The sequence below is a fragment of the Yersinia similis genome, from assembly GCF_001053095.1.
Taxonomy (GTDB): Bacteria; Pseudomonadota; Gammaproteobacteria; order Enterobacterales; family Enterobacteriaceae; genus Yersinia; species Yersinia similis.
Genome location: NZ_CGBP01000028.1, coordinates 13,439 through 32,723 on the forward strand (window position 1 = coordinate 13,439; position 19,285 = coordinate 32,723).

Here is a 19,285-nt window from a genome sequence, read left to right on the forward strand (position 1 = left end):
CATGACCACCGTATTCAAGCTTCGCCTGCTAAATGGTGATCTCAATGGTCGTGAGCTGATATTACCGGAAGGTGAATTTACACTGGGAGAACAGGGATGTGATGTTCTGCTGCCTTTATCTGACGGCAATATAGTGACGCTATATGTTAATGAATATCAGGTAATGATACAGGTGGCGGGGGAGGTTTGGATTAATGGTGCACAGCACGATTTACACGCTCCCCTTCCTCTGTTGCAATCGGTTGAGATTGCCGGATTGGTATTTGTTCTGGGTGAAAAAACGGATATTTTGAGTGGAATTAAAGCCACTCACCGTGCGAGGTTCCCTTTATTGGTATGGCTGGTTATTGCGATATGTGTACCCTTATCACTGCTGTTTGTTTTTCTATTTTGGTTAACCACTCAGCCTGAGACATTACGTGCTTCGATTCTTGCGGATGTCCCGACGCAATTAGCCGAACACCTGCGCGAACCCGCTTTGCAGGGCATAGAGGGAACCTGGCTAGCGGATGGGAGTGTCACGTTAAGTGGGCATTGTGCCTCGTCCTCAATTATGGAGCCACTGCAACATTTTTTACTGCGTAACCATATCGCCTTTCGTAATCAATTGGTTTGTGATGATCGCTTAATCGCTTCCGTTAGTGATCTATTACATCAGCATGGTTACCACGATATTGAGGTGCGCATCGGTGATGAGCCGGGAAATATTGTTATTCATGGTGCCGTTCAAATGGGTGATCAATGGTTAAGCGTGCAGGACACGCTAGCGGCGGTTCCGGGGTTGAAAGGTTGGCTGGTGGTTAATGCTCATTCAGGGCAAATACAACAACTGGTGGAACGCTTAAGGACGGCAGGCTTATTAGGCCTCTTAAGCATGACGGAAAGTAATAAAGAGCTGACCATCAGCGGTGTGCTGTCATCTAAACAGCAGCAGCAGTTAACGGAGACATTGGCCGCTTTATCTCAGCAGCAACCTGGTTTTCCGTCAGTCAGATATCAGAATATCCCGGCGTCAGACCGAACGGATCAATTTCTTCCGGCAAAGGTCGTTAGCTATGGAGGAAATACCCATTCGGCATTTGTGCGGTTAGCTAATGGTGGGCGTTTGCAGCAAGGGAGTGTGTTGGCAAATGGTTATAAAGTGATTTTTATTGGGGAACAGGGGCTTGCATTATTAAAAGCAAATAATTTAGTACATATCCCCATGGATTTCTAAGGTTCAGGAGCAACGGAAATGCGGCATATTACTGTGCTGGAAGAAGATATTAAACATGATCCTGCAGCAATCCAACAAAGAAAAGAGGTATTGGCGAAAGGAAGGAAACTAATTACCTATCAATTATCTCAGCTGCATACACAGGGAAATTATCAGTCGCTTAATAACATAATGCTGGCATTGCAACGAGCAGAGGAAATAATAGAAATACTGACGCTACGCTATAGGAATAAAAAATAAAGTGATGTATTACTGTCTGATTATACAGACTTCAGGTGAATGCCGGATACGTATTGTCAGTATTATTTGTCAAACTGCATAAGATTAATCGTTCCTTAAGGAATATCATGAAGTCAATACAGTTTATTTTATTTCGGCAAGAGGGCGTATTACGCAGTGATGGCGAACGCTATGCTATACCTGCGGGGAAATTAGTAATTGCTGATGAGCAGGCCAGTGCCTCTGCGTTTGCAAACAGTGCTGTCACCTCGATATTATGTTACCCAATAGATCTTTTTCCGATATATCAGGATTTAGCCAGAGGAACACTGTCATTGAATAAAGGCAGTTTACCTCATGTGGTAAATGATAAATATAAAGTATTGCCAGCTAACATTGAGATTATACAAGCTGCCGAACAGTTAATTAATATAGAGCGTGTTGCGTCTCTGCGGTTTCTTTATCTTTATTGTTTAGGTATTGATAACGTTTATTTCTCCAAGTTGTTAGATTCCATTGTTGGCACGAATAATGAACTACTTGAATTTTTCGAAAAGAATCGGCTCAACCCATGGAGCGTTTCACGTTATGCCAATGAGTTGGGTATTTCGACCCGGAAACTGAATTTCCTGTTTTATGAGAAGTTCGGCATGTCGGCTAAACAGTGGTTACTGGATCAGCGTTTGAAAAAGGGCTGTGAGCTATTACTTTCTACCCGCTTACGGGTGGCAGATATTGCAATGGAGTGTGGTTTTAGTAATCACGCACACTTCTCAGATAGCTTTCGTCGGCGCTTTCAGCAATGCCCATCGCATATGCGTTCACTTATTGAATAGGAGAATCTGATGCATATAAGTAGCCCAATGGGCCAATTGACAAACGATATTCATCAGGCCAAACAGGAGTATCAGAACCAGATGGCGGCAATGAATATCAATGAACCTGAACATATGTTGAAGTCGCAATTCACCATGAATCAGTATTCGGCTTTTCTCGATTTAAAAAGCATCGAGATGAAGATGATCAACGATATAAGAAACAGAATCCTGTCCCGTATATGAACTTACTTTCAGCGGATTGCCGTCAGTTGGTGGTCGAAGCCGCACTGGCGGGCGTCAATCACAGCTTGTTGACCGAAGCCCACGATATCCTCAATGCGTTGCCCTTATTAATACCGGAGCCTCGGGTACGTTTGGTTTGTGAGGCAATGTTGCGGTTCGGGCTCGGTGATAAGACCCAGGCGCGGGCTTTGCTGGCGACATCGGGGGAAGAAGACGCTCAGATTCTGCTGGGTCTACTGCGATAAGAGGTGGGTCAGTGGCTAACAAAGTCAACTGACGGGAAATATGCCGTTAGGGTAATCCTAAGACAGAATTAATTTTTTATTAATAGGCGATGATCAGATGAATATTAGTAGCGTTCAAGCCGTTACTGGCTTGTTTCAGGCCACAGAGTCGCCAGTGGGTGACACACAGCAAGTGACAAAATTTGCCGAGTTAATGGGGCAGCCATCATCACCTGAATTAATGATGACACCAGAATCATTGCTGATACAGCAGGCTGAATGGATGCACGCTTCACTGGCGGTAGATTTAGCCGCCAAAGTGGCCGGTGTGATGGGGCAGAACATTAATAAATTGGTCAATATGCAATGAAATCTCTGCGGCAGATGTTAGCGATAGTCCTGATGACATTATCCCTTGCTGGCTGTGATATGGAGTTGTATAGCGGGCTGTCTGAGGGAGAGGCCAATCAAATGCTGGCATTGCTGATGCTGCACCAAATTAACGCCGAAAAGCAGATCGAAAAGGGTGGGATGGTTGGGCTAACTGTCGATAAGCGGCAATTTATTAATGCCGTTGAGCTGCTACGACAGAATGGTTTCCCCCGTCAACGTTTTATCACGGTGGATGAGCTATTTCCTGCCAACCAGTTAGTGACCTCTCCCACACAAGAGCAGGCCAAGATGGTTTTTCTGAAAGAACAGCAGTTGGAAAACATGCTGAGCCATATGGATGGGGTGATTCATGCCGATGTCACAGTGGCAATGCCCATGTCGGTTGACGGAAAAAACAGTCTTCCGCATACCGCCTCGGTATTTATCAAGTATTCACCGGAAGTCAATTTACAAAGTTATCAGTCGCAAATCAAAGGCTTGGTCCGTGATGCGGTTCCCGGTATTGATTACGCCAAGATAAGCGTAGTGATGCAGCCTGCGAACTACCGTTTCAGTGCCCCAGAAGCGGCGCAGCAACAGGGGCCACAAACCACGGTGCAATGGCTATTGCGCCATGTAGGAATGGTGCAGAACGTGGTGGGAGTGGCGTTTATCTCACTTATTGTATTGATGTTTGTGGGTTGGTTTTGTTATCGACGTAGGTAAAGGGCGGGCGACGCAAATAAAGAGCGGTCGTCAACAAAACGGTATCTGTCAGCAAATCAGACATATCAGTACAGCCATCCGTGTCAGTAAATCATCGATAAAAAAGCGAATACCCAACATAACCAGGGAGGGCATGATGGCGTTTTTACCGTCTATTGACGTTCAATATTTACACCAGTTAGCCTGGCGGCCAGCGCAGTTTGCCCACCCATTATGGTTGGCTGAGGTGGGTGTTAACCCAGAAAACTACGGTTATGGGCGCAGCCGGGCATTGGACTGTGCGTTGAATGGCATGCTGATTCAACGGCGAAAATTTCCGCAACAACCCCTGCCTGCGGTATTAAACCATCGGCAACAGCGCCAAATCACACAGCGCCGACGCTTACCGGCCTTGTGTCTGGCGCTCGGGGTTGTCAGTTTGCAGTGTCATGATTATTTACGTCTCCGTCACTACCGGCAGGCGTTGTCTCCGCTGTTAAATGACGATGATATTCAACAACTGATTGGGATGGGATATCGCGGTCGGCGGCAAGCCAGCCTAAGCCCACAACAGCTGCCCGATGTGGCATTACGGCTGGGGCAAAGCCTTGCCTGCCAAGTTCGCAGTAACAATATTATTTGGCAGGCGGTCTCCATCTTGCTCCCCCCTAACCCACGTGCGCTATGCCTGTCACGCTCTATGCAGGTGCAAACAGAAGCCTGGTTAAGCCGGTTGGAGCGTTTATTGTGAACCCCTTTCACCTTGAGATTGAAAAGCACGATTACCCATTGCCGTCTGGCGTGGTTATTCCGGCCACTTATCTGGCAGAGGTCATGCACAGCCAGGATCTCTTGACACAGGCTAACGCGCAAGCGGCAGAGATACTGCAAGCGGCAGAGCAGGCGCGTTTGTTGCTGCTAGATCAAGCGGCGGAGCAAGCTGATGCACTGACCAGTCAGGCGCGTGCGCAGATGGAAGCCGCACTGCTAGCACAGCATGTTCGCTGGCTGGTGGGCGCGGAGCAATTGGAGTCGTTACTGATAACCCAAGCTCGCCAACGTATTTTAGCCGCCATCACGTCAGTGGTAACGACCTGGAGCGGTGAACAATCGATGAGTCAGATTTTGATCCAGCGTCTGGGGGATCAAGTAGAGAAAATGGCACAACAAGGCGAATTAACGCTACGGGTTCATCCACAGCACCTGCCTGCGGTGACTACCGCATTGGGGGAACGCCTGCGTTGTGTAGGGGATACGGAGATGGCCGCAGATCAGGCGCAACTCGGCTCTCCAATGCTGCAACTTACGCTTTCTCTCCACCACCATTTATCTCAACTGGTTCTGTGGCTACAACGGTCGCCAGATCTTTTCGATGAAGAGAGTATTTATGAGTAAGTCAGCACTGGTGCGGGGTTTGACGATGATCACCGCGCGGCAGGATATTTTTTTAGCGGTCATGTTGTTGGTGGCTGTCTTTATGATGATCTTGCCGTTGCCTACGGTGATGGTGGATTTACTGATCGCCATCAACCTTGCCTTCTCCGTCATGCTCTTAATGATCTCGATCTATTTACGTGATCCCCTGGAGTTCTCTGTCTTTCCATCATTACTGTTGATCACCACCCTTTATCGATTGGCATTGACGATCAGCACCACGCGACTGGTGCTGTTGCAACATGATGCCGGTGAGATTGTCGAGGCATTCGGCCAGTTTGTGGTAGGTGGTAATCTGGCCGTCGGGATGATCATTTTTACTATTATCACGGTGGTCCAATTTATCGTGATTACCAAAGGTTCAGAGCGGGTTGCTGAGGTTAGTGCGCGCTTCTCACTCGATGGGATGCCGGGTAAGCAGATGAGTATCGATGGCGACATGCGTGCTGGTGCGATCGATTCGACCGAAGCTAAACGGCTACGGGAGCGGGTACAAAAAGAGAGCCGCTTATTTGGTGCTATGGACGGTGCCATGAAGTTTGTTAAAGGGGATGCCATCGCCGGGATCATTATCATTCTGGTTAATATCATTGGCGGTATCACTATTGGTGTGATGCAACACAAGATGTCAGCGGAAGAGGCGATGAATACCTACGCGGTATTATCGATAGGAGATGGATTGTGCGCCCAAATCCCTTCGTTACTTATCTCTATTACCGCCGGGATTATTGTTACCCGAGTCCCTGGCAGCAATAAACAGAGTCTGGCGAATGAGTTGGCGGTGCAGGTGGGGCGTCAGCCCGATGCCCTGTGGTTGGCAGCGGCTATTCTGGCAGTGTTCGCCCTGTTACCCGGCTTCCCGTTCCTGATCTTTATGACTCTGGCAGCCGCTGTTGCGGCCCCGGCTTTTTTACTTTATCGGAAGAACCGCCGGGTAGCGCAGGATGGTCACGCAAATGGAGGCGGTGAGGAGGGGGTGGCCGCAGGGCAGCTTATGGCACCCGGTGCCGTACCGCTGATGTTGCACTGTGCCTCAAATTTACATCACCCGCATTTAGGGCGCGATATCGATGGCCTACGCTGGCGCTGGTTTGAACATCTCGGTGTGCCATTGCCCGAGGTGGAGATCCGCTGTGATCCTACATTGGCGGAAAATACCTTATCAGTGCAGGTGTATCAGGAGCGGGTGCTGGATGTTGTGTTACCGCCCGACAGCTTGTTACTGACACGGCCTTGCTCATCGTTAGCAACGAACAATCAGGCACTGGGTGCCAGGATGGGGTCATTTGATTGGCTGGATGCTAAACAGGGTATGCAGGCCAGAACCTTGGGTATCCCTTACGTGGAGGGCCATCAACGGATCATCACCTGTCTGACAAGGGTGTTTGAACGGTACACCGCCGAATTTATCGGCGTACAGGAAACCCGCTATCTGATGGATGCCATGGAAGGGCGCTATGGCGAGTTAGTGAAAGAGCTACAACGGCAGATACCCGTCGGTAAAGTGGCTGAAATATTACAACGGCTGGTTGAGGAAAATATTTCCATTCGTGATTTACGGACTATCTTCGGCGCGTTGGTAGTTTGGGCACCGAAAGAAAAAGATATTGTTATGCTCACCGAATATGTACGTATCGCCTTGCGCCGCCATTTGTGCCGTCGCTTCAGTCACAATAAAACATGGATATCGGTATTGCGCCTCGGTGATGGAGTGGAGCACCTGATCCGCGACTCTATCCGCCAGACATCAGTAGGCACTTACTCTGCACTGGAGGAGAGGCAATCCCTCTTGATCCTCGACAAAATAAAAACTGCATTTGCTGAAAATCAGGATGCGGTACTGCTCACCACCCTCGATGTTCGTCGCTTTGTCCGCAAAATTATTGAGCGGGATCTCTTCGTGCTACCGGTACTTTCCTGGCAGGAACTGGGCGATGAAATGAATCTCAAGGTGGTGGGCACCATTGAATTGATTGGCGATGAACTTGATGAAACTGCCTGATATCGCGCGGTTAACCCCCCGCCTGCAACAACAACTCACATTACCGTCTGTGCCACCGGAAGGCTTGCGTTACCGTGGGCCAATTGTGGAAATTGGTCCGACCCTGTTGCGAGCCTGCCTACCCGATGTGGCGCAAGGCGAATTATGCCGGATTGAACCGCAAGGAATGTTGGCTGAAGTGGTATCAATTGAGCAGAACATGGCCTTGTTATCCCCGTTTGCCTCTTCAGATGGCCTGCGCTGTGGGCAATGGGTGACGCCACTTGGACACATGCACCGGGTACAGGTAGGGGCTGATTTGGCCGGACGGATCCTGGATGGATTAGGTGCTCCGATAGATGGCGGCCCCCCGCTGACGGGGCAGTGGCGTGAACTGGATTGCCCTCCTCCCAGCCCACTAACCCGCCAGCCGGTAGAGCAAATGCTGACCACCGGGATCCGCGCGATTGATGGGATATTGAGCTGTGGCGAGGGCCAGCGTATTGGTATTTTTGCCGCTGCTGGCGTTGGGAAAAGTACTTTATTGAGCATGTTATGTGCTGATAGTGCGGCTGATGTGATGGTACTGGCACTGATTGGTGAGCGTGGGCGGGAGGTGCGCGAATTTCTTGAACAGGTGCTGACTCCGGAGGCTCGTGCGCGCACCGTGGTGGTGGTGGCGACCTCTGACCGGCCAGCATTGGAGCGGTTGAAGGGGCTGTCTACTGCCACCACGGTGGCGGAGTATTTTCGCGAACGTGGATTGAAGGTGTTGTTACTGGCGGATTCACTGACCCGCTATGCCCGTGCCGCCCGTGAAATTGGTCTGGCGGCAGGCGAGCCACCGGCTGCTGGCAGTTTCCCCCCAAGTGTTTTTGCCAACTTACCCCGCCTGTTGGAGCGAACGGGTAACAGTGATCGCGGCAGCATTACGGCTTTTTACACCGTGCTGGTGGAGGGAGATGACATGAATGAACCGGTAGCCGATGAAGTGCGTTCGCTGTTGGATGGGCACATCGTTTTATCACGACGGTTGGCCGGGGCCGGGCATTATCCGGCAATTGATATTGCCGCCAGCGTCAGCCGTATCATGCCGCAAATCGTCAGTGCCGGACAGTTGGCGATGGCACAAAAACTGCGGCGGATGCTGGCCTGTTATCAGGAGATCGAGCTGTTGGTGCAGATTGGTGAATATCAGGCAGGAGAAGACCCACAGGCTGATGAAGCTTTACAACGTTATCCGGCAATATGCGCCTTTTTACAACAAGACCACACCCTATCGCGTGACCCAAATACCGCCCATCTTGATGCCACTCTGGAACACCTGGCGCAGGTTGTCGGTTGAATCGCTCGCAACAGCAGCAATTACAACAACAGATGCTACAACGCCTGTTGGCGCTACGGCAGCGGCAGGAACGGCGGTTACGCCAGCAACTGGTACAACTGCGGCGTGAACAACAGCAACAGGAGCAGCAACTGGAAAATGGCCGTCGCCTGCATCAACAACTTTGCCAACAGCTACAACAGCTTGCGCAATGGTGCGGCATGCTGACCCCGCGAGAGGCGGATGAGCAAAAAGTAGTATTACGGCAGGCGGTGTATCAGGCGGAACGGCAGGCGGTGTATCAGGCGGAACGGCAGGCGCAAAAACAGCTAAATGCATGGGTGGTACAAGGGCGGCAACAGGTCAGTGCCATTGAGCTACAACAGGCGCGGTTACGGCGTAATCAGCGTGAACAGGAAAAATTACGGATGCTGACAGAAGATGAGTCGAATCGATATTGAGGGCGCGTTACCGCCACTAAGAGAACGAGGCTATTCAGAAGAGCGGCCAGCACATTGGGATCATGAGAGGCAACGTCAGCAGTTTGCTCGCTGTTTCTCATCTCCCTTACCCCGGATGCAAAACATAGCGTGTACCGTTGCTGGGTATGATGATAACAGCCTGATGGAGACGCATTATCGTATCGTTAGTGGGCCGCTATGTGGGACGAAAATCAGTGTCAGCATGACGGCTCACGGGTTACGTATCGTGCTCAGTAATACAGATAGCAAACTGATTGAACGCTTACAGCGCATACAAAACCGCTGGCAGCGGCAACTGCATCAGGTAGGGTTCCCGTGTCTACTGGAGGTCACTTGTGTTGACGAATCTGACGCCTGAGTTACTCGCCCTTAGTACATTGATCGGTAGTGGCCGACATACCGCAGGGGTGTCCGTAGCCTTGATGGAAGTTGACGGGGAGGGTGTTTATCTGCCGCTACACTATGGCGGCCAAGAGTGTGGATTGTGGCTATCACAATCCTGTTGGCAGCACTGGCTGGACACGACGCTGGCAACCGATAACCCCCGGTTGTTGACAGCAGAGTTAGTGATAGCAATGGCCAATTGGGCCGTCACCCCATTGTTAGCGCCGTTTGCAGATCTGGTGGCATTGGCCGAGCCACCACAGAAGAGATCACTGCCAATGCAGTGGGCCGTGACGGTGGCTTTCGAGCTGGAAGAACAGCAGATTACCGGTGTACTGCTGGATTGGCCGCAGGCGGCGTTGGCAGACACCTTGTCTCATTGGCCGCGTGAAGCGGTCATTGCCCCCGATTTTCCGTGGCAATCTGGATTGGTGGCGGGGTGGTGCCGCTTATCATTGCGTCAATTACGGCAGTTAGGGCCGGGCGATGGTTTACGCCTCTCTATGGCGGCGGAATTGGATGAAGAGGCGTGCTGGTTATGGCACTACGCATCGCCACAAATTTATATCAAGCTAGAGGATGGGAACAAAATGACAGTTCAGCAGATTAATGAAGATAGTGACCCGCTGGTCTGCGGCAACACCGCTGAATCACCGCCTTTGGTAGCCGTACAACTTGAGGATTTACCACAAACGTTGGTGATGGAAATTGGTCGTTTGACCTTGCCACTGAGTGATATCAAACAACTTGCGGTTGGTCAGACGCTGGCGTGCCAAACCCACTGTTATGGTGAGGTAAATATCCGCCTGCATGGGCAATCTGTTGGCCGCGGCAGTTTACTCCGTTGCGATGAACAACTGGTGGTCAGAATTGCGCAATGGGGATTACAAAATGACGAAAAAGTCATGGAATGACAAGGTTAGGGTCATCACCTGATACCCCTGAAAGGAGGGGGAGGACAATACTGTCCGTCTTGTTTTTATGCGAAACAGCTTACTTTTTATATGAAACAGATTACTTATATGAAACAGATCACATGGAATTACTGAATTCATCTTATCAATTGATCGCCCTGCTTTTCATGCTGTCAGTGTTACCTTTGCTGGTGGTTATGGGGACCGCGTTCCTTAAGTTATCGGTGGTTTTTTCGTTGTTACGCAATGCGCTAGGTGTTCAACAAGTGCCCCCTAATATTGCTATTTACGGGCTGGCGCTGGTGCTGACTATTTTTATCATGGCACCGGTTGGTTTAGATGTTCAGGAGCGCTTGCAAAATGAAGTGCTGTCCAACGACATAGGCGCATTAGCGCACCAAATTGATCAAAATGCGCTGGTGCCCTATCGCGATTTTTTACAGCGCAATACTGATACTGAGCAAGTCACTTTTTTTAACGATATTGTGCAGAATAAGTGGCCTGAACGTTACCGTGATAGCGTCAAACCCGATTCATTGCTGATATTAATGCCAGCCTTTACCCTCAGTCAGCTTAATGAAGCGTTTAAAATCGGCCTGTTACTTTTTTTACCTTTTGTCGCCATCGATTTGATTGTATCCAACATCTTGCTGGCGATGGGCATGATGATGGTGTCACCCATGACCCTGTCATTGCCGTTTAAATTGTTGGTTTTCGTCCTGGTGGATGGCTGGTCATTGGTTCTCGGACAGCTTGTAGGTTCCTATTTATGAGCAGCCACCACGAGAATGCCATTATTATTCATTTGGCCACTGAGTTGTTATGGCTGGTTTTACTCCTCTCTTTACCTGTGGTGGTGGTGGCTTCCACGGTTGGGCTGGTGATTAGCCTTGTTCAGGCACTGACCCAAATACAGGATCAAACCCTACAATTTTTGATTAAGTTGTTAGCGGTATCAGCCACATTACTGATGACCTACCATTGGATGGGGGCGACATTGCTGAATTATACCCAGCAGAGTTTTTTGCATATAACCAGTATGCGGCCCTGAGATGACTGACGTCCTGCCCGGTCTGACTGCACTCGCATTAGCCATGATGCGGCCCTATGGCATATTACTGATATTACCGCTGTTTACCGCCCGCAGTTTGGGAAGCAGTTTATTGCGTAATGGCTTGATTTTTGCCATCGCGCTGCCAGTAACGCCGCTATTTTTATCCGCACCAATAATCGCCAATAGTAGCCCGGCAACCTGGATTGGGGTGTTATGCACTGAGCTATTAATTGGAGTGGTGATGGGGTTTGTCGCCGCATTGCCTTTCTGGGCTATGAATATGGCCGGTTTCCTGATCGATACCTTACGCGGGGCAACGATGTCCACGCTATTTAACCCCGGTATGGGCGTCGAATCCTCCCTTTTTGGCGTTCTGTTTACCCATATATTAACGGTGCTGTTCCTGATCTCCGGCGGTTTTAATCGGGTGTTGGCGGCGCTGTACAACTCGTACGATAGCTTACCCATCGGCCAGGGGATACAGCCTGCTGCAGATCTATTACTCTTTCTGCAAACTGAGTGGCAGATGATGTTTGAGCTTGGTTTATGCTTTGCATTACCGGCACTGCTGGTCATGGTGTTGGCTGATTTATCTTTGGGATTAATTAACCGCTCGGCTCGGCAACTGAATGTCTTTTTTCTGGCAATGCCGATTAAAAGCGCACTGGCACTCTTTCTATTATTGATCAGCCTGCCTTATGGCCTGCATCATTATCTGGCCCGCATTAGCGATACTGAACAGAAAATTGGCACGTTGATCCCGTTGATTAAGGGGGGAAGCGATGGCCACTGAAAAGAATGAAAAGCCCACGCCCAAGCGCCTTAAGGAAGCCAAAGAAAAAGGGCAGGTAGTCAAAAGTGTTGAGATAACCTCCGGCGTACAGTTGGTGGCGCTGGTTATCTACTTTTTACTGACAGGATATAGTTTGGTCGAGCAGGCAAAAACCTTGATCCGCAGTTCAATCGTACAACTACAGCAACCATTCACCCTGGCTTTAACCCGTATCGGTGCCGAGTGTATGGAAGTCTTGATGCATATCGTGGTGGTATTAGGGGGGGCACTGATCGTGGTCACCATTATTGCCGGTATTGCTCAGGTTGGGCCGCTGTTGGCGACCAAAGCGTTATCGTTTAAAGGTGAACGAATTAACCCCATTCAGAATGCCAAACAACTTTTTTCATTGCACAGCTTGTTTGAGCTGATGAAGTCATTATTAAAAGTAGGTGTACTAACCCTGATTTTTGGTTACTTATTGATGCAATATGCGCCCTCTTTTGGTTATTTGACCCACTGTGGCAGTCGCTGTGCTTTCCCGGTCTTTTCGACACTAATGGGGTGGTTATTAGGCTCACTGATTGCCTGCTATCTGGTTTTTTCACTGATGGATTATGCTTTTCAGCGCTATACCATCATGAAACAGCTGAAAATGTCCCATGATGAGGTCAAGCGGGAGCATAAAGACAGTAATGGGGATCCGCACATTAAGCAGAAGCGGCGGCAGCTACAGCATGAAGTACAAAGTGGTAGTTTTGCCACTAACGTGCGCCGTTCCACCGCGGTAGTCCGTAATCCGACACATTTTGCCGTTTGTCTGATTTATCATCCTGAAGATACTCCGCTACCGATAGTGATTGAAAAAGGTCATGATGAGCAGGCTGCATTGATTGTGAGCCTCGCAGAGCAGAGCGGCATCCCTGTGGTAGAAAACATTGCGCTGGCGCGCGCATTACACCGTGATGTTGCTTGTGGTGACACCATCCCAGAACAATTCTTCGAGCCGGTTGCTGCGCTTCTACGCATGGCATTGGAGCTGGATTATCAGCAATCAAATGATGATCCGCAGAGCTAGCTGACCCCCGATATACCCCCGTCATTCAATAATATTGACCATTCCGGCGTAACATTTGAGTAACATCTAAATTATGCAATATCGATCTTTATTATGTGAATAATTGGCTTATTATATAAGCCAATTTTCTCTGAGGTTATTGACAAAGTGCCCGCGACGGAGAGAACAGGCAGATCGTAAAGACGCCGTAAATACATCCATGTAGGCTCGAGCCGCGCCATCCTTGGCGCGGACGCTTTACTCCTCTGCCTATCCTCACCGTTCAAGATCACGTCATCGGGGTTTGTCAGCAGTCTGAGTTGGCTTATTATATAAGCCAATTTTCTCTGTTACCTTTTATACCTTGATATTATTAATATTATAGGTAGCAGCCTGTGTTTGGAGGTGCCGATATGAGCTGGCCCGCGTTTAAATCTCAATATTTAGTGCGCTTTTGGGCACCCTTACCTGCGGTTATTGCTGCCGGTATTCTATCGACCTATTATTTTGGTTTGACTGGCACGTTCTGGGCGGTCACTGGTGAGTTTACTCGCTGGGGGGGGCATATTATGCAACTGTTTGGTGCGCAGCCACAGGAGTGGGGCTATTTTAAAGTGATCGGTCTGGCAGGAACGCCACTGGATCGTATTGATGGCATGATGATTATCGGTATGTTCGCTGGTTGTATCGCTGCTGCACTCTGGGCTAACAATATTAAGTTACGTAAGCCGCAACACAATATCCGCATTGCGCAGGCGCTGGTGGGGGGTATTATTGCTGGCTTTGGCGCTCGTTTAGCCATGGGGTGCAATTTAGCTGCCTTCTTTACCGGTATCCCGCAATTTTCGCTGCACGCTTGGTTTTTTGCGCTAGCGACGGCGGCTGGTTCCTACTTCGGTGCCAAATTTACGCTGCTCCCCCTGTTTCGCATTCCGATTAAACTACAAAAAGTGACTGCCGCCTCACCACTTACGCAGCATCCGGCCAGAGCGGCACGCCGTTTCCGTTTGGGAATGGTAGTCTTGATTCTGGCACTTGGCTGGTCCCTGATTGAGTTGTTCCGTCAGCCTAAACTGGGTATTGCCATGTTGTGCGGGATTGGCTTTGGGCTACTGATTGAACGTGCTCAAATTTGCTTTACGTCAGCTTTCCGTGACTTGTGGATAACCGGGCGCACCCATATGGCGAAGGCCATTATTCTAGGGATGGCGGTCAGTACTATCGGTATTTTCAGCTACGTCCAACTGGGCGTTGAACCTAAAATTCTGTGGGCTGGGCCAAATGCGGTAATTGGTGGCTTACTGTTTGGTTTTGGTATCGTGCTGGCTGGTGGCTGTGAAACCGGTTGGATGTACCGCGCGCTGGAAGGGCAAATTCACTATTGGTGGGTGGGATTGGGCAATATTATCGGTGCCACTCTCTTGGCTTACTACTGGGACGATTTCGCCCCTGCGTTAGCGACCAATTATGACAAAGTTAACCTATTGGAGACATTCGGACCAATGGGCGGGTTGCTGGTGACTTACCTGATGCTGGCATTAGCATTTTCCGCCATGCTGTGGTGGGAGAAGCGTTTCTTCCACAAACAAAAAACGACAACTTCGGCTCTGATTAAGGGATCCTTATGAGCCATTCTCCGTCAGAGGAAAGACCACAGCCGCAAGCGCCTATTGTGCCTGATTATCGCCTCGATATGGTGGGTGAGCCGTGCCCATACCCTGCAGTAGCAACGCTGGAGGCAATGCCACAACTGAAGCCGGGAGAAATTCTGGAGGTGATCAGCGACTGCCCACAGTCGATCAATAATATTCCTCTGGATGCCCGTAATTACGGCTATACCGTGCTAGATATTCAGCAGGATGGGCCAACTATTCGCTATTTGATTCAGCGCTGATATTATCCGGGGCCGCGCTTTGCCTGGCGCAGACACTCGGTTCTTCCAGCCGTCTACATGGTATTTTTTATTTTCAATGATACGCTCTCACCCTCTGTACTTTTATATAACCAGGTAATCATCTTGCTCAAGATCTTCGATGGTTGCTGGAGTGATTCCTTTTGATTGTTCGGAATACCGCACTGTGACGAAATGGAATCCTGGTGGATTAACCATCCATTTACAAATTGGTCTTGAGGATATGGATGAACTCAAAGAGGATTTGGTACAAGGTTTTGTTCGTTTAGCATCAAATAGTTAACTATTTTTTGGCGGATAGTTTTTATCGTGAATTGCTCTTATCGACGTTTCCGCTCCTTGCCTAAGTTTTGTTGGTGATCTATTTAGTTGGTGCTTTAGAACCGCCATAGGCTGTTTTTTAGCATAGCGGTACCGGTAAAGTTATTGCCGCAGATAAATCTGTGGCAGGGCGCTTTCTGGGTGACGCGAAACACCTAAATCTGCCTGATACCATTGGGTCAGTGTTTCGGCATTAAGCACCTCTTCCGGCGTACCACAAGCCACGAGTTTGCCCTGCGCCAGCAGCATAATACGATCTGCGTATAGCGCCGCCAGATTTAAATCATGTAACACACAGCAGACAGCGAGCGGCTCCTGACGGGTCAGTTGACGCAGCAGACGTAGCGTGTGCTGTTGGTGATATAAATCCAAGGCGGATGTGGGTTCATCGAGGAATAGCCAGCGTGGTGTTGGCTGTGGTTGCCAAAGTTGCGCCAAAACGCGCGCCAGTTGTACCCGCTGTTGTTCGCCACCGGATAAAACGCGATAGTCGCGCTGTGCCAGTGCCAGACAGTCCGTTTGCGCCATGACCTGCTGCAATGCTTGTCGATCCTGTGAGCTACCGTAAGGTGCGCGGCCCATTTGAATCACTTCACTGACACTAAAAGGAAAAGCCAGTTCGCTGTGTTGGCGCATCACTGCACGGGTACGAGCCAGTGCTTTCGGTTGCCAGCTATTGAGGTTTTGCCCCAGCAGGTGACACTCGCCGTGGGAAGGGGAAAGATAGCCGGTCAGTAAACGTAACAGGGTTGATTTCCCTGCGCCATTTGGGCCGATAATAGCCACCATTTCACCACTGGCGATGTGCAGCGAAACATCATTAATCAGCGCTTGCTGTTGTACATGATAATGAAGGTGGCTGGCCTCTAATAATGCGACGGGTGTTACTGCCATATCAACCACTGCGTTGCTCCCGCTGACGTAAAATCAGCCACAGAAAATAAGGCCCACCCAACAGGCTGGTTAACAGACCAACAGGCATTTCCGCCGGAGCAACCAGTGTGCGAGCCAGTGTATCGGCCGTCAGTAGCAGGCAGGCACCACCCAACGCCGCGCCGGGTAGCAACCAACGATGATCCGCGCCGATACGCATACGGATCAGATGTGGCACCACTAACCCGATAAAGCCGATCACGCCACTGACGGCCACTGCGGCACCAATCAGGATGGCACTGAGTAGCAGTAAGCGTAGTTTGGCTTGCCGAACATTGACGCCAAGATAGTGTGCTTCTTCATCTCCCAACTGTAACAAATTCAGTTGGCGGGCCTGTAGCAGCCCCAAAATACAGGTAGGCAGGATCAGGGAGGATGCGACCAGCAGCGTTGACCACTGCGCCTGCCCTAAACTCCCCATACTCCATAGCGAGAACTGACGTAATTGTTGGTCATCACTGATATAGGTCAGTACCCCAACCGCCGCACCGCATAAGGCATTGATCGCAATACCGGCCAGCAGTAGACGAGCCAGGTTGCCATGTCCCCAACGGCTGAGGGTAAAAATAATAGTAGAAATAGCCAGACTACCGATAAAGGCCCCAACCATATGGCTATACAGCGCGAGTAACGGTGGCAAGCTGAAAGGCATCACGATAATCAGCCCGACGCAAAGCGCCGCACCGCTACTGATGCCCAACAAACCGGGGTCAGCCAGCGGGTTACGGAATAACCCTTGCATAATGGTGCCAGAAACTGCCAATGCACACCCCACTACGACAGCCAACAACACCCGTGGCAGACGGATATTCAACCAAATATGCCACAAGGCATCATCTGTGGAGGTGTTCCATAGCGTGCGAAATGAGAGCGACAATGCCCCCATGTTAGCTGAACCCAGCGCCAGAATAACTAGCAATATCAGTAAGAAGCTCAGCATGAGTCGTGGCTGAACACGACCATTCATTGCATTTGTTCCATTTTTTCACGTAGCTGTGCAAGCACTTGTGGTGTTTCCAGACCAAAGCCAAGTAATGCCATATCGTCCACGACCAACAGGCGTTTATGTTTGCCTGCCGGGGTCAGTGCGATACCGGGTAATTTCCAGATATTTTCACTGCTGCCCAGCGCTTTAACGCCATCAGTGGTGATCAATAATAAATCTGGCGCACTGGCGATAACCCCTTCCTGTGACAACGGGCGATAACGGCTAAAGCCCTGCATCGCATTACTGCCACCCGCAGCACGGATCATGGCATCTGCCGCCGTATTTTGGCCCGCAGCCATAGGCGTTAACCCGCCATGGCTCATGATAAACAACACTTTCACTGGCAGTGGAGTATTGTTCACGGCGGCTAGGCGCTGTTGGTAGTTTTCGATCAGTTTCTGCCCTTTCTCCGTCTGATGAAGTGCCGTGGCAACGGCATTAATCTTCATCGCGACGCTTTCCGGAGTCGTCTGGCCTGGTACCGTCACCACATTCACACCACTGCTGGCGATCTGCGTCAGCACCAGTGAGGGCTGAGCCAGTTCACTAACCAGCAACATGGTTGGCTTCATCGCCAAAATACCTTCCGCATTCAGCGTGCGCATATAACCAACATCAGGCAGCTTTTGCGCTGCCTGAGGCTGTTGACTGGTGCTGTCACGGGCCACAATCTCATCACCTGCACCGAGTGCATAGGCAATTTCTGTTACATCTCCACCAATAGTCACGATACGTTCTGCCGCCAATGTATTTAGTGGCAGCAGGGGGGCACAGAGCGACAGAATGAAGGGGAGCGACAGCAACCGGAGTCTCATGCGGCGATATCCTTGTTGGTCAGGCGGGCAATCTGTTCACGCCATTGGTTTTGTTCTGGCTGCCCTTCGGTGCGTTGGCCGTAAAGTTGGGCAAGTTGAGTACCATCAGCAGCAAACAGTTCCAGGCTGGTGACAAAACCGTCTTTTGTTGGCTTGCGGGTGATCCAGCTTTCGGCAATGGCCGTTTCGATCAGATGCAGTGTAAAACGCTGATTGAAAACATTAATCCATTCGTTGTGTGGTGTAACTTTCTCAATTAGACCGGTGAAAATTTGTACACATCCGCGATTGCCGACAAAAATCATGATCTCGTTCTGATCTTGCTGAGCGATGTGTAAAAGTTGGGTCAGTGAGTTGTTATCGACCTGGTAAGCCAGATCATCACCGACAGCGCGGAACGCCTGCTGACGGGTTAGGTTATTACGTTTAAGCAGTTGGAAGAACTGGTGTACATCGGTCATGGCACGCCATTCGCTATCCACTGCCGCATCATCGGCTGTGGGTTCTACAGCTTCTGGGGTGCTCAAAGGTTCTAACTGCAATACCGGTTTTTCCGGGATGATAAATTGTGCCAGCAAGGCTTCCCAGGCAGACATATCTGTCTGTTCTGTGACATACACTTTGTGTAATGCATCGCCCTGATGGTCGAAAAATTGGATACTATGGCGTACGCCGTGGCGGGTTTCTTCGCTCAGTGTAAAGGCGCTTGCCCACTGATTAAGGAATAACCGGAGGTCCAATGCGCGTGGATTGAGGATTAACCCTGCATGACCATTTAAGTGTTGGTTCTCATAGCGGCCCACTTGCTCATGAACCGCATAGGTGTTGCGGGTAATGGCTTTGACTTCGCCTACGGATTCCAATGCGGCCAATAATGCGCGAGCATCACTTTGTAAACGTTTTGCATCATGCCCGACGCGGCTGTGGGTCAGCTCTGCTTCTGAAATCCCCATCAGGGTGGCTAAATCACGGGCATATTTGCCAGGATGCTCTGCTTTAGCCTGTACATATTGTTGGTATAATGATGCGCTCATAATGGCTTCCTAATTAATTGGTTTTTTTGTATGCAGGTAATCGTTGTCAAATGATAATCCGGTAAGCCCTAAATTGGATTACC

24 protein-coding genes and 2 pseudogenes are annotated in these 19,285 nt (G+C 50.0%); 21 read left to right on the forward strand and 5 right to left on the reverse strand.

Annotated features, from left to right (window positions below):
* Position 1: 1 nt before the first annotated feature.
* The 18 genes from sctD (at position 2) to AC971_RS17170 (ending at position 13,220) form a co-directional block, all read left to right on the forward strand.
* Positions 2 to 1,216 carry a type III secretion system inner membrane ring subunit SctD gene (sctD, locus tag AC971_RS17085; RefSeq protein WP_025382260.1) on the forward strand — a complete coding sequence of 405 codons (1,215 nt, stop codon included), beginning with the start codon at positions 2 to 4 and terminating at the stop codon, positions 1,214 to 1,216.
* An 18-nt stretch (positions 1,217 to 1,234) separates the two neighbouring features.
* Positions 1,235 to 1,456: an EscE/YscE/SsaE family type III secretion system needle protein co-chaperone gene (locus AC971_RS17090; protein ID WP_025382261.1), complete on the forward strand. Its 222-nt coding sequence runs from the start codon at positions 1,235 to 1,237 to the stop codon at positions 1,454 to 1,456.
* 107 nt (positions 1,457 to 1,563) lie between these two features.
* Positions 1,564 to 2,271 carry a helix-turn-helix domain-containing protein gene (locus tag AC971_RS17095; protein ID WP_025382262.1) on the forward strand — a complete coding sequence of 236 codons (708 nt, stop codon included), beginning with the start codon at positions 1,564 to 1,566 and terminating at the stop codon, positions 2,269 to 2,271.
* A 9-nt stretch (positions 2,272 to 2,280) separates the two neighbouring features.
* Positions 2,281 to 2,496, forward strand: coding sequence for a type III secretion system needle filament subunit SctF (gene sctF, locus AC971_RS17100; RefSeq protein WP_025382263.1), 216 nt, complete (start codon positions 2,281 to 2,283; stop codon positions 2,494 to 2,496).
* Complete coding sequence (locus AC971_RS17105; protein ID WP_025382264.1) at positions 2,493 to 2,741, forward strand: EscG/YscG/SsaH family type III secretion system needle protein co-chaperone; 249 nt, start codon at positions 2,493 to 2,495, stop codon at positions 2,739 to 2,741. Before sctF ends, AC971_RS17105 begins: the two co-directional genes overlap by 4 nt.
* A gap of 97 nt (positions 2,742 to 2,838) precedes the next feature.
* Positions 2,839 to 3,090: a type III secretion system inner rod subunit SctI gene (gene sctI, locus AC971_RS17110; protein ID WP_025382265.1), complete on the forward strand. Its 252-nt coding sequence runs from the start codon at positions 2,839 to 2,841 to the stop codon at positions 3,088 to 3,090.
* Complete coding sequence (gene ssaJ, locus AC971_RS17115; RefSeq protein WP_025382266.1) at positions 3,087 to 3,818, forward strand: EscJ/YscJ/HrcJ family type III secretion inner membrane ring protein SsaJ; 732 nt, start codon at positions 3,087 to 3,089, stop codon at positions 3,816 to 3,818. Before sctI ends, ssaJ begins: the two co-directional genes overlap by 4 nt.
* A 136-nt stretch (positions 3,819 to 3,954) precedes the next feature.
* On the forward strand, positions 3,955 to 4,548 hold the full coding sequence (locus AC971_RS17120) for a type III secretion system domain-containing protein (protein ID WP_025382267.1): 594 nt from the start codon (positions 3,955 to 3,957) through the stop codon (positions 4,546 to 4,548).
* Complete coding sequence (gene sctL / locus AC971_RS17125) at positions 4,545 to 5,192, forward strand: type III secretion system stator protein SctL (RefSeq protein ID WP_025382268.1); 648 nt, start codon at positions 4,545 to 4,547, stop codon at positions 5,190 to 5,192. The genes AC971_RS17120 and sctL overlap by 4 nt, the downstream gene beginning before the upstream one ends.
* Positions 5,185 to 7,233, forward strand: a complete 2,049-nt coding sequence (locus tag AC971_RS17130) for an EscV/YscV/HrcV family type III secretion system export apparatus protein (RefSeq protein ID WP_025382269.1) — start codon at positions 5,185 to 5,187, stop codon at positions 7,231 to 7,233. The genes sctL and AC971_RS17130 overlap by 8 nt, the downstream gene beginning before the upstream one ends.
* The gene (locus AC971_RS17135) at positions 7,220 to 8,557 is read left to right on the forward strand and encodes an EscN/YscN/HrcN family type III secretion system ATPase (RefSeq protein ID WP_038402501.1); all 1,338 of its coding nucleotides are present in this window, start codon (positions 7,220 to 7,222) and stop codon (positions 8,555 to 8,557) included. Before AC971_RS17130 ends, AC971_RS17135 begins: the two co-directional genes overlap by 14 nt.
* Before the next feature lie 32 nt (positions 8,558 to 8,589).
* Positions 8,590 to 8,997 carry a hypothetical protein gene (locus AC971_RS17140; RefSeq protein WP_038402503.1) on the forward strand — a complete coding sequence of 136 codons (408 nt, stop codon included), beginning with the start codon at positions 8,590 to 8,592 and terminating at the stop codon, positions 8,995 to 8,997.
* Positions 8,978 to 9,376 (forward strand): hypothetical protein, encoded by a 399-nt coding sequence (locus AC971_RS17145; protein WP_025382272.1) that lies wholly within the window; start codon positions 8,978 to 8,980, stop codon positions 9,374 to 9,376. The genes AC971_RS17140 and AC971_RS17145 overlap by 20 nt, the downstream gene beginning before the upstream one ends.
* Entirely contained in the window at positions 9,354 to 10,316 is a 963-nt protein-coding gene (locus tag AC971_RS17150; RefSeq protein WP_025382273.1) for a YscQ/HrcQ family type III secretion apparatus protein, read from the forward strand. Before AC971_RS17145 ends, AC971_RS17150 begins: the two co-directional genes overlap by 23 nt.
* A gap of 122 nt (positions 10,317 to 10,438) precedes the next feature.
* On the forward strand, positions 10,439 to 11,089 hold the full coding sequence (sctR, locus tag AC971_RS17155; RefSeq protein WP_038402505.1) for a type III secretion system export apparatus subunit SctR: 651 nt from the start codon (positions 10,439 to 10,441) through the stop codon (positions 11,087 to 11,089).
* Complete coding sequence (locus tag AC971_RS17160) at positions 11,086 to 11,367, forward strand: EscS/YscS/HrcS family type III secretion system export apparatus protein (RefSeq protein ID WP_025382274.1); 282 nt, start codon at positions 11,086 to 11,088, stop codon at positions 11,365 to 11,367. The genes sctR and AC971_RS17160 overlap by 4 nt, the downstream gene beginning before the upstream one ends.
* Position 11,368: 1 nt before the next feature.
* On the forward strand, positions 11,369 to 12,163 hold the full coding sequence (gene sctT / locus AC971_RS17165; RefSeq protein WP_025382275.1) for a type III secretion system export apparatus subunit SctT: 795 nt from the start codon (positions 11,369 to 11,371) through the stop codon (positions 12,161 to 12,163).
* Entirely contained in the window at positions 12,153 to 13,220 is a 1,068-nt protein-coding gene (locus AC971_RS17170; RefSeq protein WP_025382276.1) for an EscU/YscU/HrcU family type III secretion system export apparatus switch protein, read from the forward strand. Before sctT ends, AC971_RS17170 begins: the two co-directional genes overlap by 11 nt.
* Positions 13,221 to 13,352: 132 nt before the next feature.
* Here AC971_RS17170 and AC971_RS25260 read toward each other — a convergent pair.
* Positions 13,353 to 13,421: pseudogene (locus AC971_RS25260) on the reverse strand (gluconate 5-dehydrogenase); the annotation flags it as partial.
* Between the two features lie 191 nt (positions 13,422 to 13,612).
* Here AC971_RS25260 and yedE point away from each other — a divergent pair.
* The 3 genes and pseudogenes from yedE to AC971_RS24420 all read left to right on the forward strand — a co-directional run.
* Positions 13,613 to 14,827, forward strand: coding sequence for a selenium metabolism membrane protein YedE/FdhT (gene yedE, locus AC971_RS17180; RefSeq protein WP_025382278.1), 1,215 nt, complete (start codon positions 13,613 to 13,615; stop codon positions 14,825 to 14,827).
* Positions 14,824 to 15,093 carry a sulfurtransferase-like selenium metabolism protein YedF gene (gene yedF, locus AC971_RS17185; RefSeq protein WP_025382279.1) on the forward strand — a complete coding sequence of 90 codons (270 nt, stop codon included), beginning with the start codon at positions 14,824 to 14,826 and terminating at the stop codon, positions 15,091 to 15,093. Before yedE ends, yedF begins: the two co-directional genes overlap by 4 nt.
* Before the next feature lie 151 nt (positions 15,094 to 15,244).
* Positions 15,245 to 15,394 (forward strand): annotated as a pseudogene (locus AC971_RS24420) (cystathionine beta-lyase); the annotation flags it as partial.
* A 140-nt stretch (positions 15,395 to 15,534) separates the two neighbouring features.
* Here AC971_RS24420 and AC971_RS17190 read toward each other — a convergent pair.
* The 4 genes from AC971_RS17190 to AC971_RS17205 are packed head-to-tail and all read right to left on the reverse strand — an operon-like array spanning position 15,535 to position 19,202.
* Positions 15,535 to 16,335: a heme ABC transporter ATP-binding protein gene (locus AC971_RS17190; RefSeq protein ID WP_025382280.1), complete on the reverse strand. Its 801-nt coding sequence runs from the start codon at positions 16,333 to 16,335 to the stop codon at positions 15,535 to 15,537.
* Positions 16,328 to 17,332: a FecCD family ABC transporter permease gene (locus AC971_RS17195; protein ID WP_025382281.1), complete on the reverse strand. Its 1,005-nt coding sequence runs from the start codon at positions 17,330 to 17,332 to the stop codon at positions 16,328 to 16,330. Before AC971_RS17195 ends, AC971_RS17190 begins: the two co-directional genes overlap by 8 nt.
* A complete protein-coding gene (locus AC971_RS17200; RefSeq protein WP_025382282.1) occupies positions 17,329 to 18,168 on the reverse strand; it encodes a heme/hemin ABC transporter substrate-binding protein in 840 nt (279 codons plus the stop codon). Before AC971_RS17200 ends, AC971_RS17195 begins: the two co-directional genes overlap by 4 nt.
* Positions 18,165 to 19,202, reverse strand: a complete 1,038-nt coding sequence (locus tag AC971_RS17205; protein WP_025382283.1) for a hemin-degrading factor — start codon at positions 19,200 to 19,202, stop codon at positions 18,165 to 18,167. Before AC971_RS17205 ends, AC971_RS17200 begins: the two co-directional genes overlap by 4 nt.
* Positions 19,203 to 19,285 lie beyond the last annotated feature (83 nt).